The following is a 23,408-nucleotide window of genomic DNA, read 5'->3' on the forward strand; positions in this document are numbered from 1 at the left end:
TAAGGGCGTCAAGGCAATATAGACTGGCTGCACAGCACGGGATAGATCCTGTATCCGCTATTAATTTGCCTTAGCTGCGATTGCTATTTGATCGTGCTCAATTTTGTATTAGAGGGGTATTTAAACAAGTAGTTAATTACTTTCGTTGGCCTTTTGGAAATTGACATTTGCATTGTCGTAATCTCTCAGTTCGTAATACATGCTGCCAATTTTTGTGAAAGCTTCCTTTTTTCTCGTTCCACCTGCGAGTATGTAGTTTTGAAGGTCATCGATGGCGTAATCGAGTTGCTGGTTTTGGGCGAAAGACAGGCCTCTCAGACGGTAGAGTTCAGGGTATTCTCTGGTTTGGATACCTTTTTTCATCGCCTGGTTGAAGTTGTCAATGGCCAATAGATAGTTTCCCATCATGTACCTGCATTCCCCGGCATAAAAGTAATTGACAGGATTTGTTTTGTTTTTCCCAATGGCATATTTATAGAAACCTATCGCATCGTGATACTGCTTCTGCTGATAGCTACAGCGCCCAAGATAAAAGTAGGTGAGTTCATCAATGGTATCGAGCCGCTTATTTCTGGCTTTCCAAAGTTCGCTGGCAGCTTGGGTATAATCTGAAAGGTGAAAATAGGCAATACCCATTCCACGGTGGCTTTTCCATCCTGAACTGTCAGCGTCCAGAAAAGAATAAAAATTCAGGCTTGAGGTGTAGTGATCTTTTGCTTCGCTGTACTTTCGAATGTTGTTGCAGGAGTCGCCAAGTCCGGCATAATAAACGGCGAGTCTACGCTTGACTTCGAGAGGATCCAGACCAATGGTATCGCCAATCCTAGAGTCCCTGGGAATTTTTGTACTGATCGTGTCTGCCGGTTTGCTTAATGAATCAGTTGAGGATTGGGCATCGGGAGTGGCTTTGTTAAGGGATAAGAACTCAGAATAGATCGTGTACGCTGCAATACCAATGGTAATCATTAGTAAGATTTTCAGCGCCTCTGGCCATCGTGTTTTTTTGTTTATCTGTTGGTCATTTTTTTTATCTCCCTTGACCTCGGTATTTTTTTTTGCTGTGGTTTTGGGCGCTTCTTCGGCCTTACTTTCTTTGGTCTTTTTGATGATAAAACCCGGCACATTTCCTTTTGTAGGGTCGATTGGTCCATAAAAGTAGTTTTTATGGTCAATAAAACGCTCAAAGGAGGATGAAGAAGGTTTTTGCGCGGGGCTTTGGTCATTGGCATTCTTGATGTCCGGGGATGCTGGAATGTCGACTTCGCTTGGTACTGGGGGGATGGGGTCCAAAACAGGATTATTTGCAGTTTCAACTGCAGGTATCTGCTTTGCTCTTAGTTCCTTTTGGGGTGTTGGTTTTGACTTGGGTTGGGATAATTTTTCCAGTAGCTCGCAGGCTTCAGTAGTGTATGTGCCATTGGGATAATTGGAAATATAATCCTGGTATGCGCGTTCTGTAGAAAGTGCAACAGCATTTTCCCACTGTTCCTCCTCAGTGTTGCTATCATCGACAGCTTCTTCATCCAACAGGTGCTGGAGTGCTTTTTTTGCACTGGCAGCGTATTCCCCTCTGGCAAATTTCAGCAGAAAATTATGATAGCCTGATATGGTATCGATTTTTTTGGTTTTTAGCCAATATGATCTTTCCTCTATCGAAAATATCCGGTTTTGGGCTTCCTCTGCAAACTCCCCGTATGGATATTTTTCGATAAAACCTGAATAGGCGTTGATGGAATTTTGCTTTTGTGCCTGCAACCAGGCAATTTGCTCTTTGTTGGGCAAAGGGAATTGCCTGTTTTTGAAAAAATACAACTGGTCAGCCTGGTCGTAGCTGGATTGCAAGGGCAGCGGGCGTCCGGCTTTGTCCAGATCACTCTTCAATTGTGCGAAGACATCCCGGAAGCTACAGTATTCCTGGTCTAATTCGATACCGCTGTTGATGATATCCAGTAAAGCACCTGTAAAATAAGTGGGTTGATCAGATTCTTCCGGAAACCTGGAAGATTCTTTTGACGAACAGGAAGCCATTACATAAGTTCCCTCAAAATCCGTCATGTTTTTTTGTATGACACCTTCAGTGTTATCCATAATTTTAATCATGGCACCACTATGGCAGCAATCCAGGAGAACTATTTTCCTTGCTGCCTGACATCTGCGGATGTATTCCCGGAATAAGTCTATATCGATTGCATCAATAAGATCTTCACAGTTGGTTTCGATTGTACTTAAATTTAGCCGTAGGTTTTCTGAGCTAAGTATACCGTGTCCGGAGTAGTAAACGATTAATGTGTTTTTCTTATGGTTAGCCAGTTTGCAAACTTGACTCAATTTTTTTAAGGTCGTGCCCCTGGTTTCATTTGATGATTCCAAAATCTGCTCGGCAGGGATCCCGATAAGCTGCCGGTCGAGTAAACTATCCCGCATCCTGCTAATGTTTATGCGCACATTAGGTATTTCGATTAAACTTGGATCTTGGGGAAACTCACTGACACCAATCAATAGTACCCAGGTATTGTTATGGTCCATTTCAATCGGTTTTTTTTTCTCCGTTCAGTAGGCGGGCTAAAAGGCTTTCCAACTCTTCAGCGGTCATGCTCCTTCCGTGGGAGATCTCAACATTGCCATTTTTGGTTGGTATGGTGATGGATGTTCTATAGTTATCAACGTAATGCTGCAGGCATTTGACCAGTTCGACCAGAGGTTTATTGATGGAATCCAGAACGATCTTTACCCCACCCAGTAATCCCCCTGCACTCATGCTTCCTGGCTGTATTGCCTCTCGTGCGATGCTCACCTCTTTGAGTCCCTCAATTTCTGCATCGTCAATAAATTCCTTGATGTTGACAATTGTTTGTTCAACAGCATTTGCCGTTGGCCACACGATAATTTCCATAGTCTGTCGTTAAGTTAAATCAGTTTTTTGCCTTGCTGCAGTGAGAACAGGTAACTTCGATCTTTGGTAGGTATGGCTAATGAAATGCAGCGCCGTATGTGTAAATATACTTATTGTGAGCGTGGCTGTGTTTGAAAAATGAGGATTGTACGAAATCTGTGAAGTTTGTGAAGAGCCTTTGTGAAATCTTGCCGGGGATTTATCCATGTAAAATGGTAACGGGTCATTCTCTACCGCCATGTCAAAAGGCTCCTGCAGGAGAAAGAGCAGCAGTGGTCGGTTAACCTGTTAGAAATTCACCCGGCATAGCCTGTTCTGCGAAATTAATCTATTGGTACTTGGCGCTAAGGTGATTACAGCGCATTTCACCTGGAATTCCGGCAAGTTTGGCCTGATGGATGATCACTGGTAATTGATCCATATAATTTATATCTTCATTTTTAATTTATCAGAAGTTATAACATACGCCAAGGATCCGGCCAGCAGGGGACCGCGTGGAGAATATATTGCGGCCGGATATTGAGGTGGATACCGACCTGCAGCCACAGCAGTTGATTGATTCGGTACTAGGCTTGGAGTAGGACTAGCTTGCCTTTAAGCGCTGAGTGGACATGGTTTAACCAGGCGAATTTTCCCTTTGAGAAGCTTTTCTTGCTTTCGGTACCATTTATTTATCAATGCCGGATATTTCAAATGGTTTTCGTGCTGGCAGATTCGCACGCTATGGTTCACCTTTTCATTTGCCAGTCCTTTACTTTTCACCCAGCCATTTTATGGCAGCTTTTAATACCTCATCCCCGTCCCCGGAAGGCTTGATGAGCACATCGGGCTCGATCTTTCCGAAGTATTCTTTTTTGTTGCGGTCTGCGGTATAGCTGGAAGCCAGGTACAGATAAGAACCGTCCGATAACTTGAAGCCCTGGTTTGCTGTCGTGTAGCCACCTGTCGGCTCCCCGAAGAGTTTGGTGTTCGATTTGCCGATAAAGGATATGGTAGTCATCTCGCCACTGCTGGAAGTACGGGGACCAATCAATACGGCGACCTTACTGTCCTTGTTGTTGATCTGGTAAGGTTTGCTGATGGTGATGCCCATGGTTGAGGTGGGTTGGGCTGAGGAGGTGTAGGTCCATGCGGTATATTTTGCTTTTTTTCCTTCGGGGTGGACAAAATACCCGAGTTCCCCAGTACTGATCAGCGGACCAAGCCCTGCAATCATGGGGTACATGTTGCCACCTGTATTTTTTCTCAGGTCGACAATCCAGCCCTGGATCTGGCTTGCACTGTCAAGCCTTGCAATCTGTTGCTGGATATCGTTGGCAAACCCATCCATTGTATTTTTATCCAGTGAACCAAAACCGGGAACCTGGATATAGCCGATATTGTTTTCAAGTAGTTTAGAGGTAGTCTTTTCGGGGTTGGTGTTCCCCGAGGCATATTTCTGGGCATTTACCCTGGTCTGGAAGAAGGAGTGATTGTCGCCGGCTTTTCTTAATGCTGAAAGGATGTAACTGTTGATTTTGCCTACCTCAGTTATGGTTTTCAGGCCTGATGAAAAGAATTTAATGCCTTCGTCCAGATCTGTCCAGTTGAGGGAATCCTTGTAAATCGAATTTTGCTTTATTATTTTTCTGACCTCACTCGTGTAGCGAACTATTTCCTCACTGGGCGGCGAGTATGGGGCGGTAATTTTCTCTATGGTAAAATCATCTATCCAGGCTGTTCCTTTTCCCATCAGGTAGACCCCGAAATAAAGTTTTTTGGTTTCTTTCGGGAGGCTGAGCTTGAGGGAATATTGTTTCCAGTCACTGCTTCCTTTCAGTACTGGCTGTTGCGAGCTGATATTTTCGAATCCGATCATTTTATTGTCCTTATCCCAGACCTGGCACCAGAATGCCACACTTTGTTCCACTCCCTGGAGTTTTACATATCCTGAAAGCTGGACCTGTTCAAAGCCATTTGTTTCATAGTTAATGAGCTGGGAGATATTCTGAAAGGTGTTTTCTTTGATCTGGCTGGTGCCTGTCAGTCTAAAGGAAGATTTTCCGAAATGTGACAGGGAGTCATCTGTCTGTCCTGTATAGCCGGGTATAGCGGTAAAGTTCCAATCTGATGGGTAGAGGGAATGATCTTTTTTGTTTTCAAAACTTTCATTTTTTAACTGGCTGAAACCAGGGAGACTTAAAGCGATTGCCAGTAAGGCTAGGAATATTTTTTTCATGAGGCGTATCTATGGATGCTGGATATAGATCCAAATATAACAATCTTTGTTGCTTGTCAGCAATCTGCTTTTTGTGAAAACAGCCGGCATAAAAAAAAGCTGCATCCCTGCAGCTTCATTTATTTCCTTTATTATCGGTGTTCCGGTTGAAACCTGTCAAAGAGCGATCCGCCGGTTTTTTTTGGTGGAAGGCACCTGATAGGTTTTTATTGATTGTTACTGGCTTTTCCGGTTTTTTGTGCAGGAAGCATTGGCAATTCATAGCGTTCGTGGTGGGTAATAAACTGCCACCATTCCCAGAACTTTAAGGGATTGATGCGGAAAGTGCGGTATAAGGTTTTGTTTGGGTTGCGTGGATGTGCACTTTTAAAACGTTCCCATCTCCTTATCCCCACTTGAAAGTCCAGGCCTTTTCCCGGGAATTCGGTGTAGGTAAAGCTGGCGTCGGCGTTTTGATAATGGTAACTGTCAAGGGTAAAAAACTGGATAGGCGGCGTATTGCTGATGCCGATCAGGCAGAGTAGCATGATCATGATGTTGCGTATGGTGCGATGTTTCTTTTGCTGGTTTTTCATGGCTGGTCGATTGATATTATTTACAGGGTCCTTTACTTGGTGCTACTTTTCCGCCGCCCTGGTTTAAGTCCATGGCCGGGTTTTTTGATTTTTGTTCCCGCAGGGCTGCAGCCATACCTGCCGGCGTATCGGCATATCCCGCGCCTCCGGGGCCTGAAATGCCGACAGGGGTGATGGGGTTGGGAATGGGGATGCCTGCTGCCTGTCCGGCCTGGTATACGTAAGAGGCACAGTTGAAATCGGTGAAGTGATAGTCTTTCCTGGGGCCGGAAAGGTAGGTGATGAGCTTACCAAATGTTTCGCTGTTGACGTTATAGGTTGCTCCAAGATCGTAGGTCATATCGCCGTTGTCGAGTATCTGACCACGGGATTCCAGTTTAGCAAGGCCGGTTCCGGTAGGATATAGGCCCATGGTCTGGGTGATGGTCTGGCCGTTCCCGGTTTTACTGAGCTGGATGGCCACATGGCCAAAACTGTTCGGGCCGACATTGAAGCTGGTTCCGGCAAAAGGTTCCAATACCAGTACGCGGACGGTGAAAGCCGCGTTTGTGGTGCTGATGGTAGAAAAACAGTCTGTCATCTCTTTGGCGTTTACCGGTTTTGCATCCTCCATGGGCAGGTTGGAGGGTTCGGGAACGGCAGGGTCTGCAGGGCCTGTGCTGCCGGATCCTTCGGAGCCATATTCGTAATAATATTCGCTATCGCCACCCCCGCCCCCAAACTCATCGGAGATGCTCCAGATCATGTCCTGGTAAAAGGAGGAAGAACAACTGGTGTAACTGTGGATGGTAAGGCTACCTTCGCTATCCATGTACCATTCCTGGCTCCAGCCGCAGGATTCGATGATGAGCATGAGCGGGTCTTTGGGGCTGGAGCCTTTGGATAAAGTGTTTTTAGCTGAAAGCAGGTTTGGAGTGGGGGCAGGTCCAGGACGGATTTCGCCGATGGTTTTTCCTAAAGACAGGATGGAACCGCCTTTGAAATGATAAGCCAGGTCATAACGGTATAGTTTTCCACTAAAGCTTTGCTCGCTTTTGATCTTTCCGAGCTGCAGGGCGAGGGGATCAGGTAATACCTCGATGATCTCGGCGGAAACTTGTCCCGTGGCGCTGTCGCGGAAGATGCGCATTTTTCGGTAGCCGAGCTTTTGGCCGTGATAGCTTGGGGATCCTTTGAGGATGAGGTTCCAGGAACCTGTATTGGAGTTCCTTCTGTGGTAGAGTTTGGTGTAGTCGGGGTTTAGTTTTGCGAGGAAGTGTTTAGTGGTATCTGAAGGGTTTGCTTTTGCAGCGGTGATGCTGCGTTGTAAAAACTGGATAGCCTCTTCTTTGGAGAGTGTTAATTGTTCCTGTTTTTCCTGATCAGGTAATAGGCCGGGTGCTGTCTTTTTGCAGGAAGCCAGGAATATCACCTGGCATAAAAGGAACAGGCATAATGGAAATAGAAAACGGGGGATCAGTAGTTGTCCCTTGTAGAGATTAAAATTTTTCATGATGGTTTTTGATTTGGTTAGTATGAATTGTTTTTTTTTAGATGGGTTGTTTTTATGGTTTAATGATGCTCCTGCCCGGGGCTGTTTTTGTGCCTGGGATCACTTTTTAATTTTTGGACGGTTAACCTGTTGAGTGTTTCGCGGCCTATACCGAGGTAGGAGGCGATGTTGATCTGGGTGGTTTGCTGGGTAATGTCGGGGTGGGCTTTGAGCAGCTGCTCGTAGCGTTCGGAGGGCGTTTTACAGCGCAGGAATATCGCCCGTTCTTCACTTAATATATAGTAGCGTTCCATCATGGCCCTGCCAATGAGGTTGCCTTCCCGGAAGTCGGCATAATAGCTTTGGAGCTGGAGGTAACTGATGGACTGCAAGGTGCTTTCTTGAAGGACTTCAATGTATTCGTATGCCGGTCTTTGGGTGAAAAAGCTATATACCGATATCATCAGGTCATATTTTCCCATAAACCAGGTGGTACATTCGCGTCCTTCCCGGTCCAGAAAGTAAGCACGCAGAAATCCTTCTTTGATGAAGTAGATGTTCCTTGCGATCTCTCCCGGCCTGAGCAGGATGTGGCGGCGGGGAAACTTCTGAGTCAGTAACTGCTCGCAGAGCCGCTGTTGGAAGGGCTGTGAGATAGGGGTGATTCGTGAAAACACGGCAAGTAGTTCGGTGGCCTGGTCAGCGTTGTTTTCCATGTGGTTCGATTGTGCTTCAAACCAACTTTTTTCTTAACTGCAGGAAATAGATTTGTCTTGTAAGACGGGGATACAGAAAGTGAATATCGGAAAATTATTGCAAAGCTTTTGCATTCATTTTTGATTTCCTGTCTGAACGCCAGGGACGGTCTCCGGCGCTTTTTGTTCACTAAGTATTTATCCTATGATCAAAGAATTTTCAGTGCGCTCTTTGGCGCAGCTTATGGATGAACTCCAATCCATCGACTACCAGTTGAGCGACCCGCTCGAAAAAATGAAATCCTCGCTGAAGCCTATCCGGGCAGCTATAGCCAGGCTTCGCGTGTTATGCGCCGAGCAGGGTTTTAGCTCGCCCGAAGAAGAAGTGTATTTCTTTAAACACATCAAGCCTGACTTTTACGCTCAGCAGGTGTTTGTCATCGAGCGGTATACGTTGGAGCGGAACATGCCTTGCCGGGATGCAGAAGCTCAGCGGCTATATTTACTCGCGGAGCTGGCATATGTGGAGCGCTTTTTTTTGTCGCACCCTTTTGCCTATGAATATTACCGGATCGGTGCAACAGAATTGGATTCCCAGTATTTCCTGCGGTCTTCGGATGCCGAGGGGCAGCTGTTTGCAGAAGGGCCAGGCCATGACAGGAGTTTTTCGACACCTGCAGATTACCTGTTTTCCCAGTTCAGGGCTTATGGCCAGTTGAAAGAATGGATTTTTGAAAGGTTAGACTATTTGACACGAAATCCTATGGTGGCGTATGTGCCGGGGTCGGAGGCAGGGGAGCTCAGGTGGACGGGAGACTCGGTTAACTTGGCGGAACTTGGTTATGCACTGGTCTTAAGCGGGCAGTTCAATAACGGGCAGGCAGGGCTGGCGCAGGTATTCCGGTGGCTGGAGGAAAAGTTATCGGTGGCCATTGGCGTGCCTGCAAGACGGCTCGCTTCGATCCGCTCTAGGAAAAGATTGAGCAGGACAAAATTTTTGGATGAGCTTAAAGATGCTCTGGAGCGTAAAATGGACCAGGATGACGGGCGGTGAGCATAGGCTTGAAAATGCTTTGTTAGCATAGTTTAGCGGATTTATAATAAATTCTCAGAGGTTTCGTACGGTGGTTGGGGAGTGACAAGGGAACATGCCAAAGATAACTGCCTATAGTCTGTGCAATACCGGACCTTGCGGAAAAATTGGTTTGCGAAGACCTGGTGTACACCAATGTTATGAGGTGGCGGGGTGAAAATGGCTAAGTTTTATTATCTTTAGATCAATATGATACAGCTCTCAATTGCACAGATCAGGAATCTGTACGGCGCGCTTAGCGACAACTTATTTTATGTCACCGATGAAAACAAACAGGGGGAATGGTTTTATGACCCCTTGGATCTCACCAGTGAGGACAATGGAGGAACGGTGCTACTTACCCTTGATTACAAACGAATCAAAAGAATTGTAAGTGGGGCAATTAATATAAAATGGTTTTTAAATGCCGGTGACACCTATGCTACCCAGGGTATTCAAAAAGCGATAGATTTCTGCGATGGGATCCCGTTGTATTTCCCTCCGGGGGTATATGAGATCAATGATACGCTAAATTTTTCGAAAGAGACTAGGATTAGTGGGGCAGGCCGGAATGTGGTTACCCTGAAAAACCATAACCATGACGTATATGCATTCAGGTGGCAATCAGAACTTGCACCCCCGTTTCAGAGCTATGATATACTTTCATCATTTCAGTTTTCAGATTTTACACTCGAATCCAAGTTCGGTATAAAGATCAATGACGATAACCTTGATTTTGATAATTTTTGGCGTCGTCAGGCCGCAATCAAAGGAGGAACGGTTTCCCGGATGCTTTTTAAGGGAGACGGCAGCGCATTTACCGATCCTGACCTGGATACGGCGATTATGCCCGATCAATCCGCCCTGGAAGGTTATGGGATCGCAATTTGTTACTCCAAGTTGTTCGATTCAGTAATTGCGGACAACGAGCTGAGTGCCTTTGGTTGTGCAATCAAGCTGGATGGTTGTGATATTAATGTTATCACCAACAATAGGGCTAATGCTAATTCAAGGCATATCTACTGTTTAGGCCACGACAACTTTGGTAGCCAGAACAAAATCGATTACAACGACTTGCTGAATAACAGACGGGCCGGTGCGCTTAGTCTGGATAATTCAAGATGGCATACGGTTCGTGATAACTATTTTGAATGCTACCAGCAGTGTGCAACCTTTATTTATTCCGATAATGACCTGGGGACATTATATGTTGAAAACAGGTTTGATAGTCCTGGAAGAGACGACCTTTTTTTTATTTCAGTTGCCCCGCAATTGACCAGTGTGTTTTCCAAAAACCGGTTTAATAAAACCGTGACCAATCCGCAGATGGAGGTCAGGGATACCTATCAGGGAGCTATAAATAATATCCTGGCGGTTTTTAGCGACAACCTTCCCGATTTTCCGGTTCCAGATGTACCCTATATTCGCGATCGGCCCTATCAGCCGGGTATATTCAATTACAAAAACTTTTATTCCCTTTCCGGGGTGGCGGGTACAAGGCCATTCGTTAAATCTGCTGTCACCCAAAGGTGGGTGTGCAAGACCGTTGATGCAACCCTGCTGGAGAATTTTCCTTTGTCGGGATCACCGTTCCAGTTTGTAAATACCTTTAAACTTTATGTTGTAGGAAGGGCAATCAATTCCAGTGATACCGGATATATGGTTGTTAGTTACAAAGAAGCCGGCGTTACCACTGAACTGTTCCGTGGAAACCTGGGTTTCGTGGACCAATCAAAGTCGCAAAGCAGGATGTTCAATCTCTCGATGCCATCAGCGGCCACGGGAACAGGTTATTTATATTATGAAATTGTGAATACGAGCTTTGAATTTGAAGCCACCTACCTTGCCACGGTGTAGCCACATTGAACCTCTATGGACCTCCGTTGCATTTTGGGGAAGGCTGGATTAGCATTTCTGTGATCAGATGTTGGCGATTATCGGGTGGCCGGCGAGGAGGATGGCTTAAATCATGAAGAAGAAAGCGAAGTTTATCGTCCATGCCTGTAAGGCCGCGGGCAAATAACGATCTGTTATATCCAAATACCATAATACGAAACGCATCCCCTTATTCAACCGTGAAAATAGGGTAAGGAAGTTATGCTAAGTGCTATGGAAGTCAGACTTTTGTTTGGTATGCGAGTATCGGCATACTGTCACGTCTCCCTTAGGCATGTGGATAGAGAAAAGCCTGGGGTATACAGCATTAGCTTCCCCCTCAGCCGGATACTTGTGCTATGGATGGTTGTTAGGTTTATCCCTGGGTACATAATCCCGGTATTTTACAGCCTGATAAACATTCTCCAGATAGGCCAGCGAAGGTTCTGGTGATGTGGTCAGATAATCGATCGCCCATTTGATAAAATTCTTGTTCTCATCAGTCAGGCCATCACTGTCCAGGTATTTTTTCATATCGATTACGTGGCGCTGGTTATCACCGTTCCTGATAAATTTACTTTGGGTGGAAGTTAGGGAAAGGTTGTTTAGCAGAAACCTGGAGGCAATCTTAAAGTCGCCCACTTTGGCCTTATCGTATTTGTTGTAATTCTTTTGGTCTACAACGGGCAGGTTCCTGAAGTTTTCCGGTAAAATACTGTCTTTGTTTTTGAACAGGCTATAGCGGATGACGCGGTAGAGGTCGATTTTTTTGATCAGGTGCTGGCGCAGGCTGATATTGGCCTCGGTGACCGTTAAATGCTTGTAGGGAAGAGACGCTGCGGATAAGCTGAGCCTGTCTTTTTTTACTGCTCTTTTTAGCGCTTTGAGGTATCCCTTGCCTGGCTCTTTTATTTTGTCGACCGCTGACCTGTACTGTTTTAGCGCAGCATCCCTTTTGATATCGTTTCCCCTGGAGCTTTCATAAGCTATCTTTAGGGTGATGAGTTTCTGGACATCAGCATCAAGCTGATCCTGCAGGGTCTGGCTATAGGCCAGACCCTGCAGGATCATTATGAAGAAAAAGGTGAGATATATTTTTTTCATTTTCACAAATCTACTTTTTTCTCCAGTAAATACGGGAGGGATGGGTTCCCGAGCCTACTGCAAATGTCGGAGAGGGGCTGCCGTAAGATGCTGGGATGTCCCTGGGATGATGTTCTATGATCTGATAGGTTCCCATTTTGCTGCTTACTTTGGTCGCGTAACCATCTGCATCAACTTCAATCACCACGGCTGAATGTGTCCAGCCGACATTTCCGTTATGCTCCTTATAGTACATTACCCTGTCGCCGACCTTGATGTTCCCGCTTACCTGCTCCCAGTCTTTTGATTTTAAGGATACCGAATTGACCCATTTGGGGTTTTCATCGTCAACTTCGCTTGCATACTGCAGTCCAAAGGCATGGTAGTGGCAGTTAAATGCATCCAGGTTTATCGTTTTTACCCCATTTGGATAAGTATAACGTGGTGTAGTTTCTGTCAGGCTGCTGAAATTATCACTGCCATCGCTATTGGTTAATATCGGTCTCCAGTGGTAGCTGGCAGGTTCCCGGTCACGTGGGGTGGTGTTCTGATACCTGATCGCATCGTATATGTTGTCCAGAAGTTCAAGCGAAGTATTGGGCGCGGTAATCAGGTAGTTGACCGACCACCTCAGGAACGCCACATTTTCCTGTGTATTGCCACCGTTATTTTCAAGATAAGCAACCATTTTATCGACCATAGGCTCATTTAACGAATTATCGATAAAAGACCTCAAAGCAGTCTCGAAAGGCTGCAAACCCAGGGCGAGCGTCAAAAATTGTGAAGAGGAAAGTACCGGTGTAGGTCCAGGTGTTGGACAATTCCCACATGTAGGTACAGGGATATCACTGCATGCAGGAACACTCATCGATCCGTCAGGGTTCACGATATGCGGGTCGACATAGTTTGGGTCGGGATTACAGTTCAAGGGGACATAATCATTAGGGTTGGGCGTACCTCCGCCACCGATACCGTTACCTGGACTAGGGCTTTCGCCACCACCTCCTTGCGTAGGCGGTTTGTCCGGTCCGTCAGGGAATTTGTCGTCAATTACCCATACCGTCAGGTTTTTGCCACAGGAGGTGACCCCACAGACATTGCAGGTCATCCAGTCGCACGGGCCCGAGGTGCAGGTACATACCCCAGTCTTATACCTGATGCATATTGATATGTTCCCGCCAGGGACCAGGATCGGCTCCTCTGCCACCGACATTAATTTCCCGTGTGATCCGCCAGATGATTTTGAAGATCTGTTTAGGGAAGACTGGCGGGGAAAAGAGAGTTTTTTGATGGGTTTACCATTCCAGTCGCTTACGTAGACTTCACCATGATAGGTATCCCGCGCCCCGTAAAGCCAGGATGAGTCGGGTTTGAGAAATACCCATTCGGCATGTATACGCTGGAGGCTATCCCGGTACATGAGCAGGTAGTTTAGCGAACTCATCGGCATTACATCTTTTTTGGAGCCCACAACTGCAAGGGCCTGGTCGAAGTCGATCGGGATTTTTACTGATGTCCCGCTGGAGATCATCATCTGGTATGCCTTTTCCCAGATGGGCTGTTTGTTGTGCTTGACATCCTCAAGCGTAGCTATTTGTTGTCCTGATGTCCCAGGGGTGGTACCCATCAGTTTTTTTGATTTCGCGAGCTGCTTGAGGTTGGCATCGAAATACTGTTTCGCCTCGGCAATGGATAGCGGGTTTTCCAGCACACCGGCGTTTGGTTGTAAGATATCCTTTTTACAGCCTGGTCCAAAGAGCAGGCACAGCAGGATCAGGCCGGCCATAGCCGCGCCTAGCGAGAGCGTTAATCTGTTTCTCATAAGTTGTTTTTGTTTTTTCGGTTAAAGTCTGAACTGGTTAACCGCTTGTCAATCAGTTCAGATCGTTAATCAAAGCTAATAAAAAGAATAACATATGCAAATTTTAGATTACATGGCTGTAGCCATTGGTATAACTGAACTGTACTTTGAAATCGTCAAAGATATTGCTATTTCTTCTATTCAACATTCACCGGGCCTGATCACCCAGGCATTATTTCGCCGGTTTTTCGCCAGATTAAATTACCTTTACAGGAACCCTTTTGTTGGGACAGCCGGATTGCGGGACTGTTCGAAAGGATGATGAGTTCCGGGTGAGAAATACCGGAATCTTTGTCCGTCGACAGATGGCTCTTTGCGAAGCCGGGATTTTATAAACGACTTGTCTGCCATAAAAATGAATAAAAATATACCTCAACTTACCGTAATTGATATCGAGCAGGAAACAGCCGGTATCAGCAGCTATAAAAATATCCCGCTATCCTTCTTTAATGACCACGTGGTAAGAGTTGGAGTAATGACGGACTCTTTCTACTGGCACTATCATCCCAATAGTGATGAAACCTTTATGGCCATAGAAGGTAACTTGTTAATTGATCTGGAAGACCGCGCGGTTGAGCTGAAGCCGGGGCAACTATTTACCATTCCTGCAATGGTTAAGCACCGTACCAGACCAGTCGGAGTGCGTTCGGTGAACCTTACCTTTGAGCTTGCAGCGATGGAAACGGTCAAATGTGATATCACCTGATCATATGGTTTTTGCATGATTATATACCAGGCCTGACCAAGATACCGGCAAATAATTTTGAGTAATTAAATGAAATATATCTTTCGTAATCTATTTTTTATCTAACCCGCTCAAGTAAACATGACAGGAACGCTGGCCCGGCTTATCGCTTCGAATTTGAAGACCAATAAGTCCCGCTTCGAAATGACAATATATCGTCAGCACTTTACAGCGCAATCAACAATATCATTGTTGCCGTACTCAACGCTTAAAAACAAATGACAAGACCAGAATTACACCAGAGGCTAACAGTCCGGGGACTGGGCGGAGAGTTGGAAAAACTCTTACAATATTCCAGGGACTGCATCAGGTTATATCCAAAATCAGTGGCGGAAGCGGATATCGCTTTAGGTTCTACCAAGATCGGCGGGATGCCAGACCTTCCCCCGGGGCTTGAGTGGCCGATTGAAATGATTACCACGACTACTACTGAGAAAAGATTCCTTTTCCTGAACAGAAAAAAAAAGATTGAGACCCCGAGATCCCTATCTTTTATCGCCCAGATCAATTTTGCTGAGCTTTGTGGTTTTGATACGGGCAGCACGCTCCCAGATAATGGAATACTATATTTTTTCTATTGCCAGGACCAGATGGCCTGGGGATTCGACCCGGCTGACCAGAACAGGTTTAGGGTGTTCTATCATAAGGGAGATCTTTCTTTGTTAGAGAGAAGGAGTTTTCCACGCGATATTGATGCAGATGCAAAGTTAATTGCCTGCGGAATAGGAGCACGGTCGGAAATCAGCCTGCCACCTTATTATCATCATGTTTATGATGAGATGGGTAAGGACAGCGCCGAACAGATCATGGATAGCCTCGAAGGACAGAACCTTAATAAGTTGCTGGGACAGCCTGATGTGATACAGAACGAGATGGAGCTGGAATGTGAGCTGGTGACCAATGGGCTTTTCTGTGGTGACCCCTCAGGCTATAACGATCCAAGAGCTGCCCGGCTGGAACCCAATGCCAAAGACTGGCGGCTGTTGCTCCAGATCGATAGCAATGAGCAAAATGATTATATGTGGGGAGATAGTGGGAGACTATATTTCTGGATCAAGGAAGCAGATCTCGAGGCAAGACGCTTTGAGAAAACATGGTGTATACTGCAATGCTATTAACATAAAATAAAATATAAAAACCGTGAAACAGATACTATACATTATTGCAATAAGTTTTTTTCCAGCGCTGCTGAAGGCGCAGAGCCTTTACCCCGAAAAGTTTGAAGATTGCAAACTGTCTGAATTCTGCCTGGACTGCGGAACTCCCCAGGCGCAGCCACCTAAGACTGTATTTCAGAATATCCTGCGTGGGATCGGCGAGAAAAACCTTGCCACGCTTAAAGGAACCATAGAAATGCAGATCCTAATCGACCAGCAAGGCAAGCCCTGCCTGCTGAGCATCGATAACAAGACCAATCTGGGTTCAGCTGAACTCGGCATCAAACAATCGGTCAATGCTACTGAAAACTGGACACCTGCAATAGATGGCTTAAAAAAGCAGAATAGTTCTGTATCACTCATCATGGAATTCGAGGGAGGGAAATTCCGTGCGAAACGCCGGACATTTAACTTCACCAACCAGTCCAATATGAAAGCTGCCGGCACTCCGGACCGGAAGGGAAGCGAGCGGGGTGAGCTGAGTGAGCGTTGGAAGGTATTTACCCAAAGCAACTCAGAACTGCCATGGGATATGAGCAGGGCTGTGGCCACCGATTTGAAGGGTGATGTCTGGATCGGAACTGATAACGGGGTAGTGAAAATATCGGGCAGTAAATGGCAGCACTTTAATTCTAGGAATACCATTATTTCGGCAACGCAATACAATAAGGCCCAGACTGAATCGGTTAGGGATATGGTGGTTGATCAAAAGGATAACAAATGGTTTGTGATCGGGTATGATGTTTACCGCTATGATAACCGTACCTGGACCAGATTTGATTCGCTGAATTCACCCATTAACTGGGCAAGAAAGATCGTAATTGATCCTAAGGGGAATATTTTGTTTACTTCATGGGAGGGGGTAGCCAGGTTTGACGGCAGCAAATGGAGTGTGATGAACAAGAAGAACTCGAAGTTGCCATCTGACAGGGTTCTGGGAGTGTTTGTGGACAGTAAGGACCGCACCTGGATCGGTACTTTTGAAGGTAACGTCGTTATTGAAAAAGGTAAGACCACAGCATTAAACGATAAATCCTCACCGCTATCGAAGGCTTATATATCCAAGATGTGGGAAGATAAAAAAGGTAATCGCTGGTTCTCGTTGTATAATGAAAAAGGTACAGGGGCAGGAATGTATATGCTTTCGCCAGATGGAAAATGGGAACGTTTGTGGAAGGATAACCCTACAATGTTTGCCGGAAATAGCATCAACGATTTTTTTCTGGATGAAGAAAAAAATATATTATGGCTTAGTCAGAATAACGTTGGCATTATCCGATATGATATTGAAAGCAAAAAGACTGAAATTTACACCACCGAAAATTCCAATGTTCCCAGTGTCAATATTGAGCAGATCACAAAGGACCGAGAAGGAGCCATCTGGGCGGCAACTTTTGCCGGCATAATCAAAACAGATTTAAAATAAGGCAAAAAGACACCGTTATTTTGCCAGGCAAAAGTTTAGCTTTATCGGCAGTTTAGGTTTTTCAAGGCCTCAAACAAAATAAATAACATTTCTTGACAGCAAAATGCCACCCATAGCGGTGGTTTTTTTATGTCCGAAATTTCCAGTCATTGGTAAGAGGGGAATGTTATTAGCGCATGGAAATATTTTCGTTAGCTCCAGTTTCCTTCGATCCGGTGTCTTTTTAGGTAAAAAGGTGGTTTTGCCGGGCCAATCTATATATCCGGCAAGAGCTTCTTTGCTCAATTAAGGCTGAAAGAAAAATATGTGAGGGTACTAACCTTTTTATACCTGTTAAGCCTCAGTATCTGGGCCAATTTTGTTCTGTCGGAAGGGCAATGGAGCCAGACCCGTCAAAACAATTCAAAACTATGTTGGGGCAATTTACATGGGGACAGTTTTTATGCTGTTACGGGGCAGTAAGCCTGCTGTGGTATCTGGGACTATTGTTTACCGCATACCGAAAGGAAGCCCTTGGACTTTTGGGTATGGGGGAGGATCTTGATCGAAAAGATGGACTTCTAAAATTTAAGTCCGAAAATGATCAGATGCCTGGTGATAAACCTGGTTCCAGTCAGGCGCAAAGCAGAAATTTTAATACGGAAACCATAAGCTTGGCTGGTGATGGTAGCGCGGAGCGTGTGTCAGATGCTGACCAGAAACCAGGATTAAACCCGGTCAAAAATAATCAACATGATAAAAGTGCTCCAGAAAATCATGACCTGATGGGGAGGGTTAAACCCCAGCAGGGAATGGAAAGGGTAGAAAGCGGGAAGCTGGCTTTTGCGCCTGTTGCGAAAGCTGATGATGCAGGTAATCAGGTGTCTGGCAGCGGAGCTGATAATGGGGGCCTTTATGAGGACCTCACTTCAGGCATCAGGGAGATTTATGGGATACTGGCCGCTCATGATGGCAATAAGCAGGATTTTTTTGGAATGGTCTCAGAGTTAAAGGCTCAGTTTGGTCCGGTAGGTTCAAGTCCTTGTATCACAAGGGTAAATGCATTTATCAGAGAGAGTGCGCCATTTGCAATCAGTCAGGATGAACTGGAAAGCCTGTGGGATTAAAATCAATTACTCTTTTCTATTGCCTGCATTTTTTGCGACCAGGATTATGCCGGGCATGAATCAATAGTTGAAATGCTTTTGGGGTGCAGGCTTGAACCTGGTTCTTTTGGGTTAGCAGTTGAGAACAGGTTCATGCCGGGCAATAAATAAGGGTAATGTTTTAAGGATTATTGCTTGAATGGAAACTGGATTATTCCTGGTAAAAGAAGTATCGGATAGGTAAAAGTTGATAAAAAATTAGGGGAAATTATTTGATGGGTTTAGGGTATGGGATTTAGATACAAAGTGAAAAGGAAAGAAAAGCGCGGATATTTTTTAAGGGTAATCTACATTTTTTCGATGCTACTGTTGGTATTGGCAATAGGGGTAAGGGCGCAGGATGGCAATGCCGGAATACAGGAAGCGGCAAATAAGGTGAAGGGGTATTTTGATACGGGCTGCGATCTGATGTATGCTATCGGTGCAGTGGTGGGCATCATAGGCGCGGTCAAGGTCTTCAACAAGTGGAATGCGGGAGAACCCGATACGAATAAAGTGGCCGCGGCATGGTTTGGGAGCTGTATATTTTTGGTGGTCGTGGCCACTGTTTTGAAATCATTTTTCGGGATTTAGGGATGGCAAGGGTATTCCAGATCAATAAGGGCGTGTCGAGGCCGATCGTTTTTAAGGGATTAAAAGCGCAGTATATCGCTTATCTGGCCGTTGGGCTTGTGGGTTTGCTGATCACCTTTGCGGTGCTTTACATTTTGGGCTTGTCGCTATTTGTGGTGTTGCCGGTGATATTGGGCTTGGGTACACTCCTGTTTTATGGGGTGTTTGCCTTGAGCAGGCGTTTCGGGCAGTACGGGCTAATGAAGTACCTGGCGAGGAGGTCGCTGCCTAAAGTGATTGTTTTCCGATCGAGGAGGGCTTTTACTTCGCTAAAAGTGAAGATATGAGCTGCATAAATTTTCTTCTGAATGCCTAAAAGATAGTTTTTTTGGACTGGGTTCAAACCTGGTTCTGACCCATAGCGAAATAAAAGCTTGGGATGTCAAATGATTCTGCGTGGGTTTAACACCGGGTTATGGCCTGGCAAATAGAAATGATATTCAGATAAGGGTTGGGGATGTGGAGTTGGCTAAGAGCCGGATACAACCTGGTCAAAAAAAATAAATGATAAATAATTAAGGTTTAAGTATCCATTTTATGATCGAATCAGCGAACATATTTCCCATCTATAAGATAGAAAACGGCTGCATCCTTTCGCGTAAAGGGGATATCACCTATGCCTATGAGCTAAGGCTGCCGGAGATATTTTCCCTGTCGGCTAGTGACTATGAAGCCTTCCATGAGGTGTGGGTGCGTGCGATCAGGATATTGCCGGCTTATTCAGTGTTACACAAACAGGACTGGTTCATGAGGGAAAAGGTGAAAGCGGATTTTGAGGCTTGCGGTGATGCATTTTTATCCAGGTCTTCAGAGCGGTATTTTGCCGAGCGGGAATATCTTGAGCATAGCTGTTTTTTGATGCTGAGCAAACGTCCTTCCGGGAAAAAGCTTTCCAGTTCTGCTTACAGCAATATCCTGCGCAAGAGTTTGGTTCCGGTGCAGGCAGTGGAAACTAGAGCGATAGAAGATTTCAGGGACAGGTGCAACCAGTTCTGCCAGATTCTGGTGGATAGTGGTTTTATAAGGCTTGAGGCTTTGGGTGATGATGCACTGGCCGGAACCGCTGTAAAGCCTGGCCTGATCGAAAAATACTGCTTTTTGTTGGGCCAGAATGAGATGAGCGTGGTGCGGGACATCAGGGTGAAGGATGGCCTGGAGGTAGGGGATTTGCCTTTGGAATTATATACGCTGGGCGAGGTGGAATGCTTGCCGGCTATCTGCGGGAGCAGGATCGACTACGATGTTTATTCGACCGATAAAAGCAGGTTTTCGATCGGTTTTGCAGCGCCTTTGGGGCAGCTATTGGATTGTGAGCATATCTGTAACCAATATGTCTTTGTGGGTGACGCGCAGGAAACGATCAAGAGGCTCGAAGCTAAAAAACTGCGTCTAGGTTCGCTGGCAGGTTATTCAAGGGAGAATGCGGTAGCTAGGGATGCGGTAAATGATTACCTGTCGGAGGCTGTGGCGATGTCGAGGATTCCGGTAAAGGCACACTTTAATGTGCTGGCCTGGTCAAGGGATATATCGGTGAGAAGGGAGATCAGGAACAAGGTGGCATCGGCCATGTCGAGCATGGATGCGGTAGCAAAGCAGGAAAGTGACGGGGCGGCGCAGATCTGGTTTGCAGGGATACCTGGGAATGGAGCGGATTTTCCGATGAATGACAGCTTTGATACTTTTCCAGAGCAGGCAGCCTGCTTTTTTAACCTGGAGGGTAATTGCCGCTCGTCGCTTTCCAGCTTTGGTATCCGCATGGGCGACCGGTTGTCTGGAAGGCCTTTGCATGTCGACCTTTCTGATGAGCCGATGAGAAAGGGATGGATTACCAATAGAAACAAGTTCGTTATTGGTGGCAGTGGCAGTGGGAAGAGCTTTTTTACCAACCACCTGGTGCGCAGTTATTTTGAGCAGGGCACACATATGCTGATCGTTGATGTGGGCCATAGTTACCGCGGTTTATGTGAGCTGGTGGGCGGCTATTACTTTACATACGGTGAATCTGATCCCATAGCCTTTAATCCTTTCTTTTTGGGAAAGGGGGAAGTGTTGGATACCGAGAAGAAGGAAAGCCTGAAAACGCTTTTGCTTTCGCTATGGAAGAAAGAAGATGAGGCATATAGGCGGTCAGAATATGTTGGTTTAAGCAATGCGCTGACGATGTATTTTGAGCACTTGTCCGTTTCTGCTGACATATTTCCTTGTTTCAATAGCTTTTATGAGTTTTTAGGTTCTCTCTATTCTGAGGCCTTAAAAGATAAGGGTGTGAGTAGCCGTGATTTTGATATCCAGAACTTCTTGTATGTGCTTGGGCCGTATTATCGGGGTGGAGAGTTCGATTATCTGCTTAATGCCCGGGAGAATCTGGACCTGCTGCATCAGCCTTTTATCGTTTTTGAGCTCGATGAGATCAAGGACCATCCCATACTCTTTCCGGTAGTGACGCTGATCATTATGGAGTCTTTTATTTCCAAGATGAGAAAGCTAAAAGGTGTGCGTAAGATGATCTTGATCGAGGAATGCTGGAAAGCGATCGCGAAAGAGGGTATGGCGGAATACATTAAATACTTATTTAAAACTGTCAGGAAGTTCTTTGGAGAGGCGGTGGTGGTGACGCAAGAGATCGAAGATATTATTTCCTCTCCAATCGTTAAACAGGCCATTATCAATAATGCTGACTGTAAGATACTGCTTGATCAGAGCAAATACCAGAACAGGTTTGAGCAGATTCAGGCGCTGCTGGGATTGTCGGACAAGGATAAATCATTGATCCTTTCGATGAATAGGGCTAATGAGCCCGGCAGGAAGTATAAAGAGGTGGCTTTTGTGCTTGGTAACCATTCGCAGGTATATAGGACGGAAGTATCGCTAGAGGAGTATTTGACCTATACCACGGAAGAGTCGGAGAAACTGAAAGTTTATGAATATGCGCAGCGGTATGGATCTATACGTAAGGGGATAGAAAAACTAGCGGCAGAGATGCGGGAGGAGAGCCTGAAGGGAAAGCCATCATGATGCCGATAATGGACGACAGTTATTTTTTGACCAGGTGTGGGCTGGGTTCCTTTCTGGTGGGATTAAACTAAGATCGTTCTGGCGGGAAAAATAGGTGTTGAATGATTTTTTGCCAGGAAAGAGCAGGGCTTCTTTAAGACGGATGTTGGAACCAGGTTTAAGCCTTGTAAATGATAAATCATATGTGCTGGCTTTCCTTCTGATGGGGATAGCATCAAGATCGTTCTGGCAGGAAAAGACAGCTGTATTATGATTTTTTGCCCGGAAATAGTAGGGTTCCTTTAAAGCGCATGGTATTGCCAGGTTTAAACCCGGTGAAAAAAATATAGGTAAGTGATAATTGGTAATTGAAAGATATGAAAAAGAACTTTTTAAAGCTCGGTTTGATGCTGGCTTTGCTTCTGGCGGCCTGTAATGTGATGACAGGTGAAAGATCCATTGAAGGAAAGTACGTGAACCATAGCGAAGGAAAATACAGCATTGCAGATGATACGCTGGTGGTAGAACTGGGTGAGAGCAATATGGTGCATATTCATCGCAGGACAGGATTTAGAAGGTTGACCAGTGGCAGGCCGGGCAAAAAAGAATATGCATTGGAAGAATGGAAAGCGATCTGGAACAGGGATGAAGGAACATTGAAGGAGTTGCGAAAGGGACGGTTATTATATCTCGATCAGGATTCAGCCCGGCTCATATTGGGAAAACGGGTGTACGAAAAGGTAATTGTGTAATTAAGCAGATGGTATAACATGAATTGGATCAGGAAGATGAAAAAGTATATGGTGATCCTGCCGGTGAGCGCGATGACGCTGTTTGTGGCGGTGCCCAAAGGTGCAAGTGCACAGATTGCGGTGCTCGAGGTGATCAAGGCAGGGGTGAAGAAAGTGATCAAAGCGGTGGACCTGAAGGTGCAGCGCTTGCAGAATGAAACGATCTGGCTACAGAATGCGCAGAAGGTACTGGAAAACCAGTTATCCAAGCTCAAGCTGACCGAGATCGCGGATTGGACGGAGCGGCAGCGGAAACTTTATGCGGAGTATTACGAGGAGTTATGGAAAGTGAAAGCGGCGATCAGTTATTACCGGCAAGTGAAATTATTGACCGATAAGCAGGTGGCCATAGTCGATGAATATAAGTGGGCCTGGGGGCTGTTTTCCAAAGACAAACATTTTAGTGTGGAGGAGCTGGAGAAAATGGGACAAGTGTACTCGGTGATACTCGAAGAGAGCCTGAAAAACCTCGATCAGATCCTGCTGGTGGTGAATGCTTTTAAAACGCAGATGAGTGATGGGGCGAGGCTCGAGATTATTTATAAAGCTGGTGAACAGCTGGAAGATAACCTGCGTGACTTAAAGCAGTTCAATACCCGTAACGCATTGCTGAGTATAGACCGCGCGACATCAGCTGATGAGGTGGTGGTGCTGAAGGAACTGTATGGGGTAAAGTAAGGTGTGGGGGATTCTCCTAAAAATATTGATGATATGCCTGGTGGATCTGGGTTTGTTTTCCGGCACAGTACAAGCGATAGGATGGTCCGCGTGCGGTTTACAAGCCCAGTGAAATCC

The 23,408-nt window shown here is 45.7% G+C and carries 19 protein-coding genes; 11 read left to right on the forward strand and 8 right to left on the reverse strand.

Features of this window, described 5'->3' with window-relative positions; translation table 11 throughout:
• Positions 1-132: 132 nt before the first annotated feature.
• The 6 genes from AC04QZ_RS00300 to AC04QZ_RS00325 form a co-directional block, all read right to left on the reverse strand.
• Positions 133-2,526 carry a caspase, EACC1-associated type gene (locus AC04QZ_RS00300; RefSeq protein ID WP_478356073.1) on the reverse strand — a complete coding sequence of 798 codons (2,394 nt, stop codon included), beginning with the start codon at positions 2,524-2,526 and terminating at the stop codon, positions 133-135.
• A gap of 1 nt (position 2,527) precedes the next feature.
• Entirely contained in the window at positions 2,528-2,893 is a 366-nt protein-coding gene (locus tag AC04QZ_RS00305) for a hypothetical protein (RefSeq protein WP_478356074.1), read from the reverse strand.
• Positions 2,894-3,644: 751 nt separating this feature from the next.
• Positions 3,645-5,111 carry a S41 family peptidase gene (locus AC04QZ_RS00310; RefSeq protein ID WP_478356075.1) on the reverse strand — a complete coding sequence of 489 codons (1,467 nt, stop codon included), beginning with the start codon at positions 5,109-5,111 and terminating at the stop codon, positions 3,645-3,647.
• A 206-nt stretch (positions 5,112-5,317) separates the two neighbouring features.
• On the reverse strand, positions 5,318-5,686 hold the full coding sequence (locus AC04QZ_RS00315; protein WP_478356076.1) for a hypothetical protein: 369 nt from the start codon (positions 5,684-5,686) through the stop codon (positions 5,318-5,320).
• A gap of 16 nt (positions 5,687-5,702) precedes the next feature.
• Positions 5,703-7,178 (reverse strand): hypothetical protein, encoded by a 1,476-nt coding sequence (locus tag AC04QZ_RS00320; protein WP_478356077.1) that lies wholly within the window; start codon positions 7,176-7,178, stop codon positions 5,703-5,705.
• A gap of 59 nt (positions 7,179-7,237) precedes the next feature.
• A complete protein-coding gene (locus tag AC04QZ_RS00325; RefSeq protein ID WP_478356078.1) occupies positions 7,238-7,873 on the reverse strand; it encodes a Crp/Fnr family transcriptional regulator in 636 nt (211 codons plus the stop codon).
• Positions 7,874-8,057: 184 nt separating this feature from the next.
• Between AC04QZ_RS00325 and AC04QZ_RS00330 the strand changes: the two genes are divergently transcribed.
• Both AC04QZ_RS00330 and AC04QZ_RS00335 read left to right on the forward strand, forming a co-directional pair.
• Positions 8,058-8,906, forward strand: coding sequence for an RteC domain-containing protein (locus AC04QZ_RS00330; RefSeq protein WP_478356079.1), 849 nt, complete (start codon positions 8,058-8,060; stop codon positions 8,904-8,906).
• 228 nt (positions 8,907-9,134) lie between these two features.
• Positions 9,135-10,781: a right-handed parallel beta-helix repeat-containing protein gene (locus tag AC04QZ_RS00335; RefSeq protein ID WP_478356080.1), complete on the forward strand. Its 1,647-nt coding sequence runs from the start codon at positions 9,135-9,137 to the stop codon at positions 10,779-10,781.
• A 375-nt stretch (positions 10,782-11,156) separates the two neighbouring features.
• On the opposite strand, the gene AC04QZ_RS00340 is transcribed toward AC04QZ_RS00335, so the two are convergent.
• Both AC04QZ_RS00340 and AC04QZ_RS00345 read right to left on the reverse strand, forming a co-directional pair.
• Positions 11,157-11,903, reverse strand: coding sequence for a hypothetical protein (locus AC04QZ_RS00340; protein WP_478356081.1), 747 nt, complete (start codon positions 11,901-11,903; stop codon positions 11,157-11,159).
• Positions 11,904-11,913: 10 nt separating this feature from the next.
• Positions 11,914-13,416 carry a hypothetical protein gene (locus AC04QZ_RS00345; RefSeq protein ID WP_478356082.1) on the reverse strand — a complete coding sequence of 501 codons (1,503 nt, stop codon included), beginning with the start codon at positions 13,414-13,416 and terminating at the stop codon, positions 11,914-11,916.
• A gap of 667 nt (positions 13,417-14,083) precedes the next feature.
• Between AC04QZ_RS00345 and AC04QZ_RS00350 the strand changes: the two genes are divergently transcribed.
• The 9 genes from AC04QZ_RS00350 (at position 14,084) to AC04QZ_RS00390 (ending at position 23,291) form a co-directional block, all read left to right on the forward strand.
• Positions 14,084-14,449: a cupin domain-containing protein gene (locus AC04QZ_RS00350; protein ID WP_478356083.1), complete on the forward strand. Its 366-nt coding sequence runs from the start codon at positions 14,084-14,086 to the stop codon at positions 14,447-14,449.
• A 257-nt stretch (positions 14,450-14,706) separates the two neighbouring features.
• Positions 14,707-15,606 carry a YwqG family protein gene (locus tag AC04QZ_RS00355; RefSeq protein WP_478356084.1) on the forward strand — a complete coding sequence of 300 codons (900 nt, stop codon included), beginning with the start codon at positions 14,707-14,709 and terminating at the stop codon, positions 15,604-15,606.
• 22 nt (positions 15,607-15,628) lie between these two features.
• Positions 15,629-17,071, forward strand: coding sequence for a ligand-binding sensor domain-containing protein (locus tag AC04QZ_RS00360; RefSeq protein WP_478356085.1), 1,443 nt, complete (start codon positions 15,629-15,631; stop codon positions 17,069-17,071).
• Between the two features lie 410 nt (positions 17,072-17,481).
• Positions 17,482-18,177, forward strand: a complete 696-nt coding sequence (locus AC04QZ_RS00365; RefSeq protein WP_478356086.1) for a hypothetical protein — start codon at positions 17,482-17,484, stop codon at positions 18,175-18,177.
• Positions 18,178-18,516: 339 nt separating this feature from the next.
• Positions 18,517-18,789, forward strand: a complete 273-nt coding sequence (locus AC04QZ_RS00370) for a DUF4134 domain-containing protein (protein ID WP_478357411.1) — start codon at positions 18,517-18,519, stop codon at positions 18,787-18,789.
• A 2-nt stretch (positions 18,790-18,791) separates the two neighbouring features.
• Positions 18,792-19,115, forward strand: a complete 324-nt coding sequence (locus tag AC04QZ_RS00375; RefSeq protein WP_478356087.1) for a DUF4133 domain-containing protein — start codon at positions 18,792-18,794, stop codon at positions 19,113-19,115.
• Positions 19,116-19,365: 250 nt separating this feature from the next.
• Complete coding sequence (locus AC04QZ_RS00380; protein ID WP_478356088.1) at positions 19,366-21,843, forward strand: TraG family conjugative transposon ATPase; 2,478 nt, start codon at positions 19,366-19,368, stop codon at positions 21,841-21,843.
• Positions 21,844-22,199: 356 nt separating this feature from the next.
• Positions 22,200-22,574 carry a hypothetical protein gene (locus AC04QZ_RS00385; RefSeq protein WP_478356089.1) on the forward strand — a complete coding sequence of 125 codons (375 nt, stop codon included), beginning with the start codon at positions 22,200-22,202 and terminating at the stop codon, positions 22,572-22,574.
• Between the two features lie 18 nt (positions 22,575-22,592).
• Positions 22,593-23,291 carry a conjugal transfer protein TraI gene (locus tag AC04QZ_RS00390; RefSeq protein WP_478356090.1) on the forward strand — a complete coding sequence of 233 codons (699 nt, stop codon included), beginning with the start codon at positions 22,593-22,595 and terminating at the stop codon, positions 23,289-23,291.
• Positions 23,292-23,408: the final 117 nt, after the last annotated feature.

This window comes from Pedobacter folensis, assembly GCF_056490665.1.